Here is a 15,998-nt window from a genome sequence, read left to right as displayed (position 1 = left end):
CTAGTAGCCAATAAATTCCGTAATGTCGGGCTTCAGATGCCATTAAACTGCCATAAAACTTGCCTAATTCGGGATCGGGACAGTTTTCCCCAATTAGACCCAATCTTTCGTGGGAACGAGCCTCAATAATGGCTGAGAGTAGCAAGGAGTCGATTAGGCGATCGGGTTCGCCATGGCGTACTTGAGATTTGAGTTTAGTAAAATAAGGAGGAGCATTCAACGGAGCTAGAGGTATATGGCGTTTTTCGAGCCACTGATTTACTAGTTCAAAATGTTCTAATTCTTCTCTCGCGATCGCCGTTAGCTGGCGGACTAGTTTTTGATGGGAGGGATAGCGAAACATGAGATTAATCGCCACTCCTGCTGCTTTGCGTTCGCAGTGGGAATGATCGAGTAAAACGGTGTCTAAATTGGCGATCGCTTGTTCGATCCAAGCAGGGTGAGATGGCTGTTGCAGAATTTTGATAGTGGTTTTCATTGTGAAATAAGCTACCCGATTTGTCCTTGTCCCTATATACTTTAGTAACGTTTCTTTGAGCGACCGAATTCAATTAAAATTTTAGACATAAGTATTTTCTCTAGTTTTTAGGGAATACTTAATACTTACTAGTAAGTTAACAATTTGCTTCTATTATTTTAAAGAATTATCGAGCAGTAAAAAGAATTGTAAAGAATGCACATCGTCAAATCATTTAACATGAGCCACAATCGTCGAATTGTCATTGGTGACGTACACGGACATTATGACACTCTAGTTGCATTATTAAACTCGATTTCACCCACTAGTGATGATGAAATCTACTTTTTGGGCGACTTGATCGACCGAGGACCGAAAAGCGCCCAAGTGGTTGATTTTGTAATGCGCAATCAGTTTAAATGTTTGCGTGGCAATCACGAAGAAATGATGCTCGATGTAGTTGGAGGTCCTGAAGTTTCTATAGAACTTTATCAGGGTTGGTTGTATAGTGGCGGTCACGCTACGGTAGCTAGCTACGACAGTAAAATCCCTCAAGAACATATTGATTGGATGAAAAATTTGCCTTTGTACTACGATCTCGGCGAATATTGGTTAGTTCATGCAGGTGTAGATCCTAATATTCCTTTACAGCAACAGGGTGCAGAGCAGTTTTGCTGGATCAGAGAAGATTTTCACAGCAGCGATCGCGTTTTCTTCAAAGATAAATTAATCGTCACGGGACATACTATTACCTTTACTCTCCCTGGAGTTGAACCAGGACAAATTGCTGCGGGTAGGGGATGGTTAGATATTGAAACTGGGGCTTATCACCACAATAGCGGTTGGATGACTGCTTTGGATCTCGATCGCCAAAAAGTTTATCAGGCTAATACTTTTGACGGTCGCATTCGGATTTTGCCTTTAAGAAAAGCGATCGCCAAAGTAGAGGCTTCGGCAGTTGTGTCTCGTAGAATGAGAAAGAGAGCCTAGTTTAAACTAATTTAGTTAATTAAAAAGATTTTATTTGGTTAGTAATTTTAAAATTTCATCTATTTCTTTAACTTCTATAATTTCGCTTTGTGACTCCAACAAAGAAAGATTTAGCCTGAATTTATTGCTCAAAAAAACTAAAAGGGCGATCTTTAAAAAAGCAAAATCTAAAACAAAAATTAACCAATAGGATACGAGAACTGCGATACCCTAGATCGAGTGATTTGATTTATTAGATTTTTTTAAGATAGTTCCTATGACACCCGCCATTGAAACTGATAAACGTACTGTTCGCATTGGTACTCGCAAAAGCCAATTAGCTTTAGTACAAACTTATTGGGTAAAAGCAGAATTAGAAAAGCACTTTCCCAATATTGACTTTGAAGTAGAAAAAATGAGTACTCAAGGAGACAAAATTCTCGACGTACCTCTAGCTAAAATTGGCGATAAAGGTTTATTTACCAAAGAACTAGAAGTCGGTATGCTTGAAAATACAACCGATTTTGCCGTCCACTCCTTAAAAGATTTACCTACCAACCTACCCGAAGGCTTAATGTTAGGTTGTGTTACTCAACGAGTAGATCCCGCCGATGCTTTGGTAGTTAATGAAAAGCACAAAGACAAAACCCTCTCTACTTTCCCCGCAGGTTCGATTATTGGAACTTCTTCCCTTCGCCGTTTGGCACAGTTGCGCCACCACTACCCCAATCTAGAATTTAAAGATATTCGTGGTAACGTCAACACTCGCCTGGCAAAACTAGATGCAGGAGAATATGACGGCATCATTCTAGCGGTAGCTGGCTTACAAAGACTGGATATGGTCGATCGCATTCACGAAATTATTTCTCCAGAAATTTCTCTCCATGCAGTAGGACAAGGTGCTTTAGGTATTGAATGTCGCGAAGGAGATGAAGAAATCCTCAAAATTTTAAAAGTATTAGAAGATCCCGACAGTCGCGATCGCACTTTGGCAGAAAGATCTTTCTTGCGAGACTTAGAAGGTGGTTGTCAAGTACCCATCGGAGTTAATACCACCATCGAAAATGATACTTTAACTGTAATTGGTATGGTTGCCAGTCTCGATGGCAAACAATTACTGAGAGACACCGTCACTGGCAACAAACAAAATGCCGAAGCACTAGGAACAGAATTAGCTGGTAAATTGCGCGAACAAGGTGCGGGAGAAATCTTAGCTGAAATTTTTGCTACCGTCGGCAGAGGGTAGATTTGAGAAGTAGGTAGTAGGTAATAAATAGGTAGCTACGCTTTTGACCGTTACATAGTCCCCTCAATCTATCTCTATGACTACAAGCGATCGCACTATGCGATCGCTTTATTTTTGACTAAATATTGTGAAAAAATTTTGTAGTTCAGACTACATAAATAATTAAAATTTTCTTAAATTAATCTCAAATAGACATTTTTTTAGTATCTGTTTACCAGAATTTATCGATTGAGCGAGTAAATTGGGAAGCCCTAGTCAGAAACCAGGAAAATAAAGTTAACTTTATTAACTCGAACATTTGAGTGAAAGTTTCTTTGACTCTCTGAAAATTTTCGAGTATCACTTACATAGTCTAATTAAATTTTCTCCCTAATTATCATTATGAATATCAAAGTCAAAACTATTGCCGTACCAGCATTTATCGCTATATCTCTTATTTTTGGAGCTTGTGCGGATAATACAATTGAAGCTCCCGATGCTATTGATGGTGCAGTGCAAGAAGGAGTTGAAGGTATCGAACAAGGTGCTGAAGATGCTGGTAATGCAGTTCAAGGTGGTTTAGAAAATCTACAAAAAGGTGCTGAAGGTGCTGTTGATGGTGCTACTGACACTATTCAAGATGGTGCTAAGAATTTGCAAAAAGGTGCGGGCGATGTTACAAATTCAGTCAAAGATGGCATTGACCAAGGTTTGGAAAATGCTGGTGATGCAGTAGAAAATTTGGGTAAAGAGGCAGAATAAGTCTTAGATCTAGAGAGACGTTATGTGACGTTATACATAACGTCTCTATCTGTATCAAATCAAAGAAACAATTCTCTTCGAGCAATTCTTTTATTTTGAATTCAGGTTAGGTAATAAAGGCTAAAAGCTTAAATCCCCATTTTCTTTTATAAGTTTTATTAGCCAAAAATCCGAAGATTAATTGTCGCAGTAACCAGGGTTTTAAATAATCCTTGCTTAAATGGGTAATTAATAGTTTGAAGATAAATGCCATTGAAATCATTAAACTCAATTTAATTGATAATTGGCAGGGTATAAAATATCCCATAGCCACAGCTACAGCAATACTCAAACACCATAGCAAGATAACGCAGAAAATACTTGGTTTGTTTTTGAGGGGTAATTGTCTTAAGATTTCTGCAACCAACCAATAATGGATTTGAATGACTCTGGATGCGAACAAGCGATCGCGCCACAGTCTCTGTTGAATTTCTTGAGATACTTTTCCCGTTAGATCGATGGTGCTACGAATTACGGTAGTGGAAAATCTTTCTCGATCTAATAAATAATTACTAGCAAAAACCAGAGAAGAGCGATCGCTATTGGCTACTGGAGAATTAATCAAACTATAGTAGCGCAGACTAATTAATTGTTGCGATTGCAATCTTAAGCTACCTTGTCGATCGATTATCCGTTCGATTCGAGCGAGATTTTCTCGATCGAGTTCAAAATAAATCCGACAGGGAATACTAATCCAGCGGCTAATACGCTCCTCATCGATGCGAATACAAGCACTCAAATCCCGATCGCTTTTCATTGATGATCTGACACATTCCTTTAACAACTAATAACTCAAATAAGATTGTCGAAAGCAAATACTTCAGCATTTCATCTTATTTGAGTAGAGATAACATAAATCCGATCGCCCCTCGCCACTGACTTTCCCCCGCGCTAGTAGATTGCTGGTGGAGATGAAGTAATAAATCGCGATCGCTCCGTTCTAAAATAGCCTGAGAATAACGATTAATAATTTTGCCATCCAATTGCAAGGATGTTTGAGCGTAGGTGCTGTTGGTAATATTGTCGGCTAAATCCGAACTCAAAATGCGATCGCGTCGATCTAAAGCAAGTTTTCTAGTTTGCAATTGCCGTAAAGTATGATTAAAAGAAGGATCTTCTAATAATTTATTAACTCCAGACATGGTTTCATGACGACTGCTAGGAATTGGTTCTGGTAGCCTAGTAGCTAAAGTTTCCCATTCAGAATTGTTCTGAGTCAAAATGGGCAAATCGCGCTTAATTTCTTTAACCAAACGACGATGGTATAACTGAGACTGAGGATCTATCAATAATAAACAATAAGCCAACTCCAATTGACGGCGTAATTGAAGATAGTGCAGCTTTAAAGATGGAGCGATCGCCAATTGTGTCAAACTCGAACGAGATAGATAAAATATTCCTTGATAAGCTTCCCAAGGAATAAACATCTCATCTACTATTTCTTCCACAATTGCGGTGCTGATTTCCACCGCAGTCATACTTTCTAACCAACTATATTTCATTATTCTTCAGAAGAATTAGAGTCCCAACGCTGCCAATTTTGACCGTCTTTAATATTTAAAGATTTTAAGTCGAATACTTCGGGTTTAACTTCTTTGCCATCTTCTAACCATTCACCCCAGTCTTGTCGCTCTTCTGGCGGAATTTCTGCGGGATGTTCTTCAGAATTTTCTTCGTCAATATCTGTCAAAGACAATAGATCGTCTACTACCCCATCTGCTTCCTCTTCTTCAAAGGAAGGTAACTGAGGTTCTACACTATCACCTTCCACAGCTAATTGAGTTTTAGGGCAATCGCTGTCTTGTCCTGGTTCTAATGCTGAAGGAGTTTTACTATATAGTTTGGTAGGTTCATTCGCTGGTAAAGATTCTCTGGTAACATTGGCAGCAATATCTACCCAACTAGAAGCACCAGTCGTTTGCTGCTGTTGAAAAGTAGACATCAATTGGAACAACTTTTGCAAGCTGACTAGATTGTGTTGAATAGTCTCATGTCCTTCGGCTACTTGACGCATATGAAATTGCTTGATTTCTGAATAGCGTTCGCCTGTGAGTTTTTCACCGATTTCGTTTTCAATTTTGCCCTCGATGAGATTAATATTAGTCCGTAAATAGTTATCAGCGTCTAATTCCGCATTATCTACTACCTTTTCCTCTCCATCAGAGGTAATAATCTTAGTGGTAATGCTCAATTCAGGAGCGTTACTCATCGCCACTAAAAAAGCTTCGTTGATGTTTCCCGTTCTAATTGCTTGTTTAAAATCTTCTTTGGATGTCATATCTTTTATGGTTGCTAATTTAGGGCGAAAAATCGAGTTGCAATATTGCTTGAGCCAGCCAATAACAATTAACTATTAGTTTGGCTCTAGATTGCACTGATTATTTCTGCCATATTTAATCGATATGCCAACGTTTTTATTCTCCAGAAGCCAGAATGTCAACTCCTTGAAATTGTATTTTACAATCCGATAAATTAGTTCAATTAAGTTAATTCCAAAAACTCGTAGCATTGTAACCTAATTGTTCGATCGCTTCATAAAGTAAAGGCAGACTCAAACCAATTACATTACTATGACAGCCTTTAATCTTTTCGACAAACATACCGCCCTTACCTTCTAAAGCGAAGCTACCCGCACAATTTAGTGGTTCTCCCGTAGCTACATAAGCCTCAATAGTGCGATCGCTAATATTAGCAAAATAGACCTCAGTAACACCACAACGAATAACTTGTCTTTGTTGTTGAAGATCGATTAAAGCATGACCAGTATAGATCTTGCCCATTCTGCCCCGCATTCCCCGCCAGCGAGCGATCGCAACTTGAGGAGATTCGGGCTTGCCATAAATGCGATCGTTGACCGTCAAAACCGAATCGCAACCCAAAACCAAAGCACTATCGAATTTGGGTGCAACAGTTTCCGCCTTACATTTAGCTAGGGTAGTAACTAACTCTTCTGCATTTTCTATCTGAATGCTATCTTCATCAAAATCACTTTTACAGACAATCGGCTCAATTCCCACCATTCTTAACAACTTCAAACGAGCGGGAGAAGCAGAAGCTAGGACAAATTTTAAAAAGCGATCACTCATTTCATTTAACATTGAACATTTAACAGCTAAATATCAAAGGCAATGAGAGTAATGAGAGTTTTAGGAATTTAGCAATAAATAAACATGAGAAAGCGTAGCCACCTATTACCTACTACCTACTACCCATTACCCAACTTGACTATCTTACTGAAAACGATTTTGCTGCTACTTCAAAAGCATCTTTGACAGAATCCCAACGTCTTTCAGGAGTAGATAAACTAAAAGTGAAAATTTTGCCTCGGCTCACTGCTACGCTAGCAATATTGTGTCTTGGTTCTTGTTCGGGTAAATTTTCTTCATATTCCAGCAAATAATAAGTCTTATCTTTTCCTTGGCGAGACTCCGCACGCAAAAATTCTGCTTCGACATCGGAATTGGGAGTTTTGTTAATTGCTTTTAAAAGACGATAGCCAACTTCGGAAGGAGTACCCAAATCTTCTAGGGTTTTGTCTTCGGGAACGTCATTAATAATCACGCTCAAGTTTTCGGTTCTCTCAACCAAGTCGCGAAAAACTACATCTACACTTTGTCTGGCAGACTTACCCAAAGTAACGGGTATCCAACCATTCGGATATAAGAACTCATATCCTTTACTGGTGTTAACATAGCTTTGTAATCCACTGACACCAGTCGAACAGCTGGATACAACTAAGCTTAGGATAATTAATAATCCAGCAAAGAAAGACCTAAACATTTTAATTGTATTACCTCTATAAATTTTAAAGTTTTGGATGATAATTATTTTGTACGGTTTCTATTGTCTCATGACCTTTATCTTACTGATTAGCTAAGGGATAGCACTAACAAACAAATACCCCGTGCGTTAATTTATCAACACGGGGTAAAATTACCAAGAGTTTTGGCTAAAAATATTTAAACCAAATCCTACCGAAGTGGCTATTTACTCAATTCATCAGCCTCACAGTCTCTCAGTTTCCTAGTCCCTAAGTCTTTTAATCAGCCTGGATAAATAACTCTTGTAATTAGGGTTCGATCTCAGCTAGCACTCGAAGCATAAACTGCAACCGCCATAACTCCACCCAAAAGTAAAAATGCTAAAACGCCCAAGATTAAATAATTTTTTTTATCCTCAGAAGTAGGCTCTTCTGCTGTATACATTTGAGGTTCTCTTGCGAAATTATTTAGTCTTCCGCCCTCTTCTTCTGTATATGGCATAAATTTTAGTTTCCTCTAATTTTTTTTATTTATAAACTTCTATAAATAGTAATCTTATTTTTTCCTTCGCACAACAAATCTTTACATTTGAGCGTAAAGTTTAATATTTTCTAGATTAATTAGAACTTAGCTTCAGTTCGATTTTAGTGTCGTCTGATTTGGCGGATATTTCTTGGTAATCAAGCTTGAGAAAAAGATTGGGTTGCAATGCAATCGAGCCAGAAGCGATCAAACCATTACCATGAATACCCTGACCATATCCTAGATTTAATGTCCAAAAATGTTTATTGGGAGAAATTTTTTCCCCAGATTGAAACTTAGTTCCCCAGACAGTATAGTTGTTTTCATTTTGCCGAACTATTTTGGTTTCATACTTAACGAAGGCGGTACACTGAAAACCCAAAGTGTTCGACTCGATTAAATTTAAACCTATTTCCGAGGTATTTTTTTTAGGAGTATTGCCATGGGCAAAGTTCAGAATTCCTATTTGAGATTGTAAATTCCACTGCAACTTATTATTGCCATCTAAAGATGCTTTAGCAACAACAGATACATATTCGCTTTTTACAGACATTTTTACTCCCTTAGTAATCGTCTCTTCCTGGCTATTACCATCGGCAGTAAAAGTTAAACCTGGAATAATTTTCCACTTAGCATCAAAGCTATCTTTTTCTGACTCGTGATAGTAATTTAAGGTCAAACTATCCGCAGGTTGAAAACGTACATGAGAGCGAAAATCTACCCCTCCTAATTCCTGAGAGCGCAACGAAACTGTTGTTCTTAAAGGAAAGTCATGGCTGTGATGAGTGAGTTGAGTAAAAGTTACCCAAGAATCTTCATATATAAAACCCGTACCTACAGTTACATTCTGTCCTACTCCATGATGATAGGAAACAGCACCACGAAATTTATCAAATTCCCTAGAAGTGAGATTTTCTTGAGCTAAATTACTTTCTTGAGCTAGATTTTTATTACCTCCCCCCGAAACAGTCAACATAGAGTTTCCAGAAGGAAGACTAGGGGCTAATTTACTATAGTTGAGCTTGGCTAGATTAAATTGTGCTTGAGGGCGAGATTCATTTCCCCAATGTTCGATGGTGGTGACTCCCCAATACTTTTTTTGTTTTTTGCTCTGCCAAAATGTATCCTGAAAACCTAAAACTACACCCCCTTCAGGATTTTGATAAGTATAGGGCTTTTTTTTATCTAAGGATAAATCCCCATATCGATCTAAGTCCAAACTAAAACGATTGCGAAAGACGATTTCTGCTTCGCGATCTACTGCAAAGTAAACAGGCTGAGACTTTTTAACGGTGAAAATGCGATCAACCAAATTAATAATTTGTGGCAGGATCGGTAATTTATCGGACGAGAGAAATTTTGCTGCCAAAACGGGCGATGTGGGTACTTCCAGTTGTCCTAAATCCCTATTTGAGGGACTAGCATTAGCAATATTTGAGCAGCTAAGACAGCCTATAATACTGCCAAAGAGGACGTTTGCTACAATGGCTTTCATTCATGTATTGGGGGTAATTAGGTTGGTAAATCATGTAATCTCAAAAGAATACGTAAGTACTTTGAGTCTTATCTAGTTTTTTACTTTCTCTACTATTCTATTGTGAGGTTTTTTTGAATGCCAATGATAAAGATCCTATAAAGATTCCTTCTGAGTGTGTTAAAGATAGGATGAATTGAATTGAAGACCGAACAAACTCTACTTAATCTCTAAAGAATCAAAATAGATGAAAATACTAGTAGCTGCTTTACTATTCAGTTGGGGGATAGTTAATGGATTGGGCGATCGTGTTTTGGCAGAAAATGCGCCCACCGCACCAGATGAATTAACAGAGGCGATTTGGGACATTGAAGATGCCGCTAACGATCGCGATTTGGACAAGCTTCTCGATCGCTACAGCGAGGATTTTATTCAGAGTGATGGTTTGAATATAGATTCTTTGGCTCAAGCCTTGGAGCGAATGTGGCAAGATTATTCTCAACTGAACTACAGTACCGAAATTAAATCTTGGTCTCAAGAAGATGATTTATTAGTAGCTGAAACAGTAACTACAATTACAGGAGTTCAAAATAATAGAGGTAGAAAGACCCGCTTAAATTCAGTTATCAAGTCTCGTCAATATTTTGCAGATGAGAAGTTAGTCGAGCAAGAAATTTTAGCTGAACAATCTCAATTAAAAACTGGAGAAAATCCACCTCAAGTAGATATTATTGCTCCAGAAGTAGTCATGGCAGGAGCAAAATATAACTTCGATATAATTGTTGACGAGCCATTAGAAGATAAAGTTTTATTAGGAGCAATTAAAGAAGATGAAAGTAGTAGTACTCTATATCTTAACCCTACTGATTTAGAATTAGAACCACTACCAGCAGGAGGTATTTATAAAACTGCAACTGCACCCTTATTACCTGACAGTAAATTGGTTTCGGCAATTTTAGTTCGTGGCGATGGTATTACTGTAATTACCCATCGGGTTAATATAGAAGCTGAAAAAACTCTACCAACAGAATAGTTGAAGAGTAAAATTTTCTGCCTAGAGTTATCAACAATCTTCTTTTGGTTTTTGGGCAGTCAATATTATGAGGAAACCCATATATTACCAGAGAAAATATATGGGTTTCCTTCACTTTTTCAAATATGTTTAAAATTTCCCAGTTAAATTTTTAAAATCACTCAATGTCTAGTATGCTAGAAAGTATAAAAATATATAAATGAACAAAAAAGTAAAACAATTATTTAATAATCTAGTCGATATTAGGAAAAGTAGTTTCTCTATTAAAGATAAATTATCTAAAATTATAGTTTTGTCAGGATTAAGTCGGCTACTTTTTCCTTCCAAGTTAGACTTTTAAATATGAGTCCTAGATATAATCATCATAGTTCCCGAACCTCAAATGCCTCAATCCTGACTCGCCATTCAGTAAGACGCCGTCATTTGCGTAAAAAATCCTGGTTACATAGGCGTTTGCGCCTTACCTATCTCAAGTTATGGCGACTACGCGATCGTCCTAAAACTGTAGCTAAAGGATTGGCTGTGGGAGTATTTGCAGGATGCTTTCCTTTTCTGGGCTTGCAAAGTTTAATCGGTATTTTTCTGGCTACTATTTTTCGGGGAAGTAAAGTTGCTGCGGTAGCTGCTACTTGGATCAGTAATCCTTTAACTTACGTACCTATTTTTGTTTTTAATTATAAAATTGGCAAGCTTTTATTAGGGACAAAAGATACACCTTTATTTCCCGATCTTGAATCTTTTACCGCATTTAAGGAACTAGGTTATACTTTTGCAATTACTTTATTAACTGGTTGTTTTGTAGTTGGTTTGATTTTAGCTTTTATTACTTATTTTTATAGTTTAGCAATCTTAGAACGTCTGCGATCGCGCCGTAAATAAGCAGCTGTATAAAATTTTAAATTATTGATTGGCATAGTATGGTAATTTTTTATTGTCAAAATTAGATGGGAAATTTTGATAAATAAAATAAATTAAATAAGGTGCGTACAGGGTAATAAATAAAGCTTTTTATTGCCAATTTTCGACGAATTGCTGTTGATATTGAACAAGATTTATAGATACAGAAGAACCTGCCTTATAAAAATAATGATAATAAGTATTATGGATTATAGCGATCGCATTGTAGAACAAGTGAGCGAACATTGGTACGGCTAATTGTTTGGTTTTTAAATTGAGCTAATTACTATTCAAAATAAAAAAACAGGACAAAATAGTCCTGCTTGGTAAATTAATAATTAATTTTTACTGTAAGAAGCAATAGAAAATTTTACTTCTTACTTTTGAGTTAAGTTAGTCAACACTTTGTTAGAACGTTCGACAAAGGCTTTCATTCCTTCTGCATCAAAACCCTTTTGAGACATAAGTGCTAGATCATAAATATGATTGCACATTAAATTAACCATAGAATTAGAATCATCTCCACCCTGAATAATTGTGCTTTTATTTAACTCTAATAGGTTCTGAATTAAAGGATGAGCGGTATTGATGGTTAAGATATGATCTTCAGGAAAACTCATGGCTTTTTCCTGCATCAAAGCAGTCATTTCTTGCATTCTCCGCATAGCTTCGGGTAATAATACCATTGCAGGGGGAGTAGCTTGAGGATCGTCAGATTTGATGGCTTGAGTTTTGATATTGACTCTGGGTTTATTGAGTGCTTTCTCGAATAACTCCTTAATTAATTCGCTACGAGTTTTATTAGTAGTAGGATCGACAATTTCTTGTGCTTTATCTTCTTCTACTAAAGTCTCGTCTAGTTCGGAGTCTACACGAGCAAACTTCACCTCAGAATATTCTCTTTCTAAGAAAGGAATGAAGTAGTTAGCATCAATAAAAGAATCTAGATAAAGAACTTCTAAACCTTGGCTTTTATAAAGTTCTACGTAGGTATTTTGGGTACTAGGATCGCTGCAATAGAAAACTTGATTTTCCCGTTTCTCTTTGTTGCGCTCTAGATATTCTTTTAAAGTAGTATAAGGTTCGGTGCTGGCATTATTATTATCTACATCAGACCAAGCATCGTCTCCTGCTGACTGTACTTCTACTTTTGGTGCTTCTGCTATTGTCTCATCTGGTTGATAGGTAGTACGGTAGATAATTAAATCTTCCACTTGTTTTTTAAACTTCTCGTCGCGAATTGCACCGTATTTGACAAATGTACCCACATCAGACCAAGTGCTAATATATTTGCTGCGGTCTTCATTGTACAGAGACTTGAGACGACTACCAATTTTCTTAGTGATAAAATCAGCAATCCGACGTACGGTGCGATCGTTAGTTAAAGCACTACGGGAGACATTGAGAGGAATATCGGGACTATCGATTACCCCTTGCAAAGGCATCAAAAACTCAGGAATAATCGCTTCGCATTGCTTGCTAACAAATACCTGATTGCAATAAAGCTGAATTTGTCCTTTGGAAAAATCCACATCGGGTTTGAGTTTGGGGAAGTAAAGAATTCCGTTAAGTAAAAAAGGATAGTCTGTATTTAGATGTACCCAGAGTAAAGGGTCTTCTTGGAAGGGATATAAATAACGATAAAAGTTTAAATAATCTTCATCCGTTAAATCGCGGGGAGATTTCTTCCACAATGCTTCTTGCTTGTTAATTTGCTCGTTATCCAAAACGATCTTAACAGGCATAAAATCGCAGTAAGTCTTAATTAACTGTCTGACTCTTTGGGGTTCGGCATATTCTAATTCTTCATCTTGCAAAGTCAGAGTAATCGTAGTCCCGACAGTAGTGCGATCGCTTTCTGTAATTTCAAATTCTGGCGAACCGTCGCAAGACCAATGTACCGCAGTCGCCCCTTCTTGATAGGAAAGAGTATCAATTTCTACTTTAGCTGCCACCATAAAAGCAGAATAGAAACCCAAACCAAAATGTCCGATTAGATCGTTGGCATCTTTTTCGTACTTTTTAATAAAGTCTTCGGCACTGGAAAATGCCACTTGGTTGATATATTTTTTTACCTCCTCCGCCGTCATACCAATACCATTATCGGAGACGGAGAGGGTTTTATTGGTTTTATCGACAGCTATTTTGACAGTAGGCTCGCCGATTTCCTCTTGAGTTTCCCCCGCTAAAGATGCCATTTTGAGTTTGGAAATAGCATCGACAGCATTAGAAATTAATTCCCGTAAAAAGATCTCATGATCTGTATATAGAGACTTTTTAATAATTGGGAAGATATTCTCGGTATGTATCGTGATGTTACCTTTTTCCAGTACAGCCATATTGGTAATTAAAATCTCAGTGGTGAACTTCTATTGATAGAGGCGACACAATTTAAAAGTAAATTCTTTAGGTTGTGCCTCGATAAATATTGTCCGATCGCTTTATGGAAAATACTCCCCAATACCCCAACCGAAATCGTGCGGATTACCCTACCTTGAATCAAGAGTCTAATATTTCTACAATTTATTTTCAGATAAATTTCCTGGTTAAAAAAGTTTGTATTATTATTGTTGAAAATTTATGTAGTTAGTTTTATCTTAGTTTATTAGTCTCATGAAACCTTGGTATCAATCTTGGGCGATCGCAGCCTCATCTTTGCTAGCTATCTCTGTCAATCTATGGCTCAAACCAGAGATAAAAGCGGCAGAAATCAACTTGGAAACAGTACGGATTGAAGATACAGAATGGTTTTTAGAAGGACAGCAGAAATCAATATCTCAGCTGAGTAATGGTACTAAAGGAAAAGTCTTGGCGATTCCCTATCCAGATTCGAGTAGCGATCGCGAAGCTGACTTCCGTAACTTCTTGAGAACATTAGATCCTCAGGGACAAGAAGAGTGGGATGTTCAACAGCGTATTACTAGCTATGGCTATGATGTCTTGTACGCGACAGGGTTTATGGATTTTCAGGGTACTGCCGCATATTTAGTTCCAGTAGCAGTATTTTCAGGAGAGCAAATGTATACTTTTACCTTGGTTGCTCCTCGTAGTGAAGATCGCGATCTGCTCAAACAAAGCTTTGGTAATTTGCTGGGAGCGATTCGCTTCTCCGAAGCTCCCGTAACTACAAGGTATCCCCAGTCCGATGGCAGTTTAGATGGTTTTTATGTGGCGATTGGTGCTAAAACTGGGGTTTCTGTTTTGGCACGGGTGCAAGTAGAAGTGGGCGCAAAAGGTTTGTGGCTACAGCCCAATGGTCGCTATGCCCTTACGGAATCGGGTATTGTTGGCGATTTTGATGCTTACTGTCAACGTCTGCCCAAAAATTGCGGTCGTTATGAAATTAATAACGGTCAATATTCTACTTGGCGTGCTGGCAGTACTAACGATGCTCAGTTACAACTATATAAACAAGATCGCCAACCTTTTGCTCGATCGGGAGAAGATTTGGTGATCGGCAAAACTAAATATCGTTATGTAGCCCCAGTTTCCAATCTGAAATTGGCTGGAGATTATCGTCTTATCAGTGCTGATGCTACGGGCAATACTAGCGGTTATGTAGAAAATATCTATGGTTTTAACCCTGACGGACGCTTTGTTAGAGGTGGAAGCGTAGCTATGTTTGGTAATTTTGGCAGTAGTTCGATTCAAACTTCGGGCAATCGCCAACCCCGTACGGGAACTTATGAAATTAATGGCTATATCTTAACTCTCAAATTTGATGATGGAGAAACCCAAACTAAAGCCTTCTTTCTTCTAGATGAAGTACCAGTAATTGAAGGAGAGCTTTATGAAAAGTTAAATTAAGCTTTGGTTGCTGGATCGATCGCCAAGTTCATGCCGTAAAAAATCAAATGGCGATCGCCAGTAAATTGTAGTTGGGGATATTTTCGAGCTAGATATTGAGCTAAAATTGCTCCGTCTCCTCCAGTAAAAATGATTTGGCTTTGGGGATATTGTTGCAACCAATCGGTAATATAACTGTAAATTCCCGCAATAGCAGTGTAAATAATCCCACTAGCGATCGCCTTATCTGTATCAGTCGCCCATCGAGAGGGTAAGTTTGGCGGCAAATCTACTTTAGGTAATGCCGCTGTTTGTTTTTTGAGAGTCACAAATTGTGTTCTCAATCCAGGTAAGATTGCACCCCCAATCAGTTGTTGTTGTTGGTTAACTCCCGTGAAGGTTAAAGCCGTACCCCCGTCTATTATTAAACAAGGATAGCCATAGTTTTCTCCTCCACCCCAAGCTGCTAAAGCTCGATCTATGCCTAATGTGGGATAGAGATTATTTAGTCCAACATCTTGAAGGGTAATAATATGAGTGTCGTGGTAATTTTGCCATAGTTTAGTTTGAGATGGAACGACCGAAGCAATATAAACAGGTAAATTGTTCAATCCCAAATCTACCAAGCGATCTGATAATAAATTTGACGGCAATAAATAGGATGTTACTGGTTTGGATAGATGAGGAGTGTGCCAAGTTGCCAGTAATTTTTTATTTCGCAACCACGCCCAATGCAATCTAGAATTGCCTATGGCGAGGAGGATTTTATCTTCAAAAAGCGATCGTTTCATTTAGTTTGTCATTCAATAATTGACATCGATCTTGCCTAATTTAATGTTATCTATAATAAATGAAATAAATTTTCTAAAAACAAGCAATAAAAAACGCCCCTCGATATTACGAGGAGCGTTTTTTAAAATTCTACTCACAAGGTGTAAGTAAACTTACCTAACTCGAGCATTCTCTTGCCCAGGTCACCGATCTGGGTAAACGCCTTTCGGCGGCGCGGTGAGACAGTCCGTTGCGGTGAGGCACTTTCGGTGGGCGGGTTCCCCGACTTGAGAAAAGTGCCG

At 38.0% G+C, this 15,998-nt stretch carries 16 protein-coding genes; 6 read left to right on the top strand and 10 right to left on the bottom strand.

Annotated features, from left to right (window positions below; all coding sequences use genetic code 11):
• Positions 1-478: MiaE family protein (locus AC33VI_RS17510; protein ID WP_491783547.1), on the bottom strand; the 478-nt coding region annotated here is incomplete at its 3' end.
• Between the two features lie 195 nt (positions 479-673).
• Between AC33VI_RS17510 and AC33VI_RS17505 the strand changes: the two genes are divergently transcribed.
• The 3 genes from AC33VI_RS17505 to AC33VI_RS17495 all read left to right on the top strand — a co-directional run bounded on the left by AC33VI_RS17505 (position 674) and on the right by AC33VI_RS17495 (position 3,413).
• Positions 674-1,447 carry a metallophosphoesterase family protein gene (locus AC33VI_RS17505; protein WP_491783546.1) on the top strand — a complete coding sequence of 258 codons (774 nt, stop codon included), beginning with the start codon at positions 674-676 and terminating at the stop codon, positions 1,445-1,447.
• Positions 1,448-1,703: 256 nt separating this feature from the next.
• Positions 1,704-2,672, top strand: coding sequence for a hydroxymethylbilane synthase (gene hemC, locus AC33VI_RS17500; RefSeq protein WP_491783545.1), 969 nt, complete (start codon positions 1,704-1,706; stop codon positions 2,670-2,672).
• 381 nt (positions 2,673-3,053) lie between these two features.
• Entirely contained in the window at positions 3,054-3,413 is a 360-nt protein-coding gene (locus AC33VI_RS17495) for a hypothetical protein (protein WP_491783544.1), read from the top strand.
• Positions 3,414-3,519: 106 nt separating this feature from the next.
• On the opposite strand, the gene AC33VI_RS17490 is transcribed toward AC33VI_RS17495, so the two are convergent.
• The 7 genes from AC33VI_RS17490 to AC33VI_RS17460 form a co-directional block, all read right to left on the bottom strand.
• On the bottom strand, positions 3,520-4,209 hold the full coding sequence (locus tag AC33VI_RS17490) for a hypothetical protein (RefSeq protein ID WP_491783543.1): 690 nt from the start codon (positions 4,207-4,209) through the stop codon (positions 3,520-3,522).
• Between the two features lie 76 nt (positions 4,210-4,285).
• Positions 4,286-4,954 (bottom strand): DUF8581 family protein, encoded by a 669-nt coding sequence (locus tag AC33VI_RS17485; protein ID WP_491783542.1) that lies wholly within the window; start codon positions 4,952-4,954, stop codon positions 4,286-4,288.
• Positions 4,954-5,730 carry a hypothetical protein gene (locus tag AC33VI_RS17480; protein ID WP_491783541.1) on the bottom strand — a complete coding sequence of 259 codons (777 nt, stop codon included), beginning with the start codon at positions 5,728-5,730 and terminating at the stop codon, positions 4,954-4,956. Before AC33VI_RS17480 ends, AC33VI_RS17485 begins: the two co-directional genes overlap by 1 nt.
• A 208-nt stretch (positions 5,731-5,938) precedes the next feature.
• Positions 5,939-6,550, bottom strand: a complete 612-nt coding sequence (locus AC33VI_RS17475; protein ID WP_491783540.1) for a Maf family protein — start codon at positions 6,548-6,550, stop codon at positions 5,939-5,941.
• A 127-nt stretch (positions 6,551-6,677) separates the two neighbouring features.
• Positions 6,678-7,232, bottom strand: a complete 555-nt coding sequence (gene psbP / locus AC33VI_RS17470) for a photosystem II reaction center PsbP (protein ID WP_491783539.1) — start codon at positions 7,230-7,232, stop codon at positions 6,678-6,680.
• 302 nt (positions 7,233-7,534) lie between these two features.
• Positions 7,535-7,714, bottom strand: coding sequence for a photosystem II assembly protein Psb34 (gene psb34, locus AC33VI_RS17465; protein ID WP_491783538.1), 180 nt, complete (start codon positions 7,712-7,714; stop codon positions 7,535-7,537).
• A gap of 115 nt (positions 7,715-7,829) precedes the next feature.
• Positions 7,830-9,230 carry a hypothetical protein gene (locus tag AC33VI_RS17460; protein ID WP_491783537.1) on the bottom strand — a complete coding sequence of 467 codons (1,401 nt, stop codon included), beginning with the start codon at positions 9,228-9,230 and terminating at the stop codon, positions 7,830-7,832.
• A gap of 226 nt (positions 9,231-9,456) precedes the next feature.
• Between AC33VI_RS17460 and AC33VI_RS17455 the strand changes: the two genes are divergently transcribed.
• On the top strand, positions 9,457-10,242 hold the full coding sequence (locus AC33VI_RS17455; protein WP_491783536.1) for a nuclear transport factor 2 family protein: 786 nt from the start codon (positions 9,457-9,459) through the stop codon (positions 10,240-10,242).
• Between the two features lie 342 nt (positions 10,243-10,584).
• Positions 10,585-11,121 carry a DUF2062 domain-containing protein gene (locus tag AC33VI_RS17450; protein WP_491783535.1) on the top strand — a complete coding sequence of 179 codons (537 nt, stop codon included), beginning with the start codon at positions 10,585-10,587 and terminating at the stop codon, positions 11,119-11,121.
• A 395-nt stretch (positions 11,122-11,516) separates the two neighbouring features.
• Here the strand turns inward: AC33VI_RS17450 and htpG are convergent, their stop codons facing one another.
• The gene (gene htpG, locus AC33VI_RS17445; protein ID WP_491783534.1) at positions 11,517-13,478 is read right to left on the bottom strand and encodes a molecular chaperone HtpG; all 1,962 of its coding nucleotides are present in this window, start codon (positions 13,476-13,478) and stop codon (positions 11,517-11,519) included.
• A gap of 274 nt (positions 13,479-13,752) precedes the next feature.
• On the opposite strand from htpG, the gene AC33VI_RS17440 reads away from it, so the two are divergent.
• Positions 13,753-14,946 (top strand): lipocalin-like domain-containing protein, encoded by a 1,194-nt coding sequence (locus AC33VI_RS17440; protein ID WP_491783533.1) that lies wholly within the window; start codon positions 13,753-13,755, stop codon positions 14,944-14,946.
• Here the strand turns inward: AC33VI_RS17440 and AC33VI_RS17435 are convergent.
• Positions 14,943-15,716, bottom strand: a complete 774-nt coding sequence (locus AC33VI_RS17435; RefSeq protein WP_491783532.1) for a pantothenate kinase — start codon at positions 15,714-15,716, stop codon at positions 14,943-14,945. The two genes, AC33VI_RS17440 and AC33VI_RS17435, sit on opposite strands and share 4 nt — an antisense overlap.
• Between the last annotated feature and the right edge of the window lie 282 nt (positions 15,717-15,998).

It is taken from the genome of Waterburya sp. (assembly GCF_058530065.1).
Note: the sequence above shows the minus strand (reverse complement) of the source record. Positions and strands in the feature narration are given on the sequence as shown.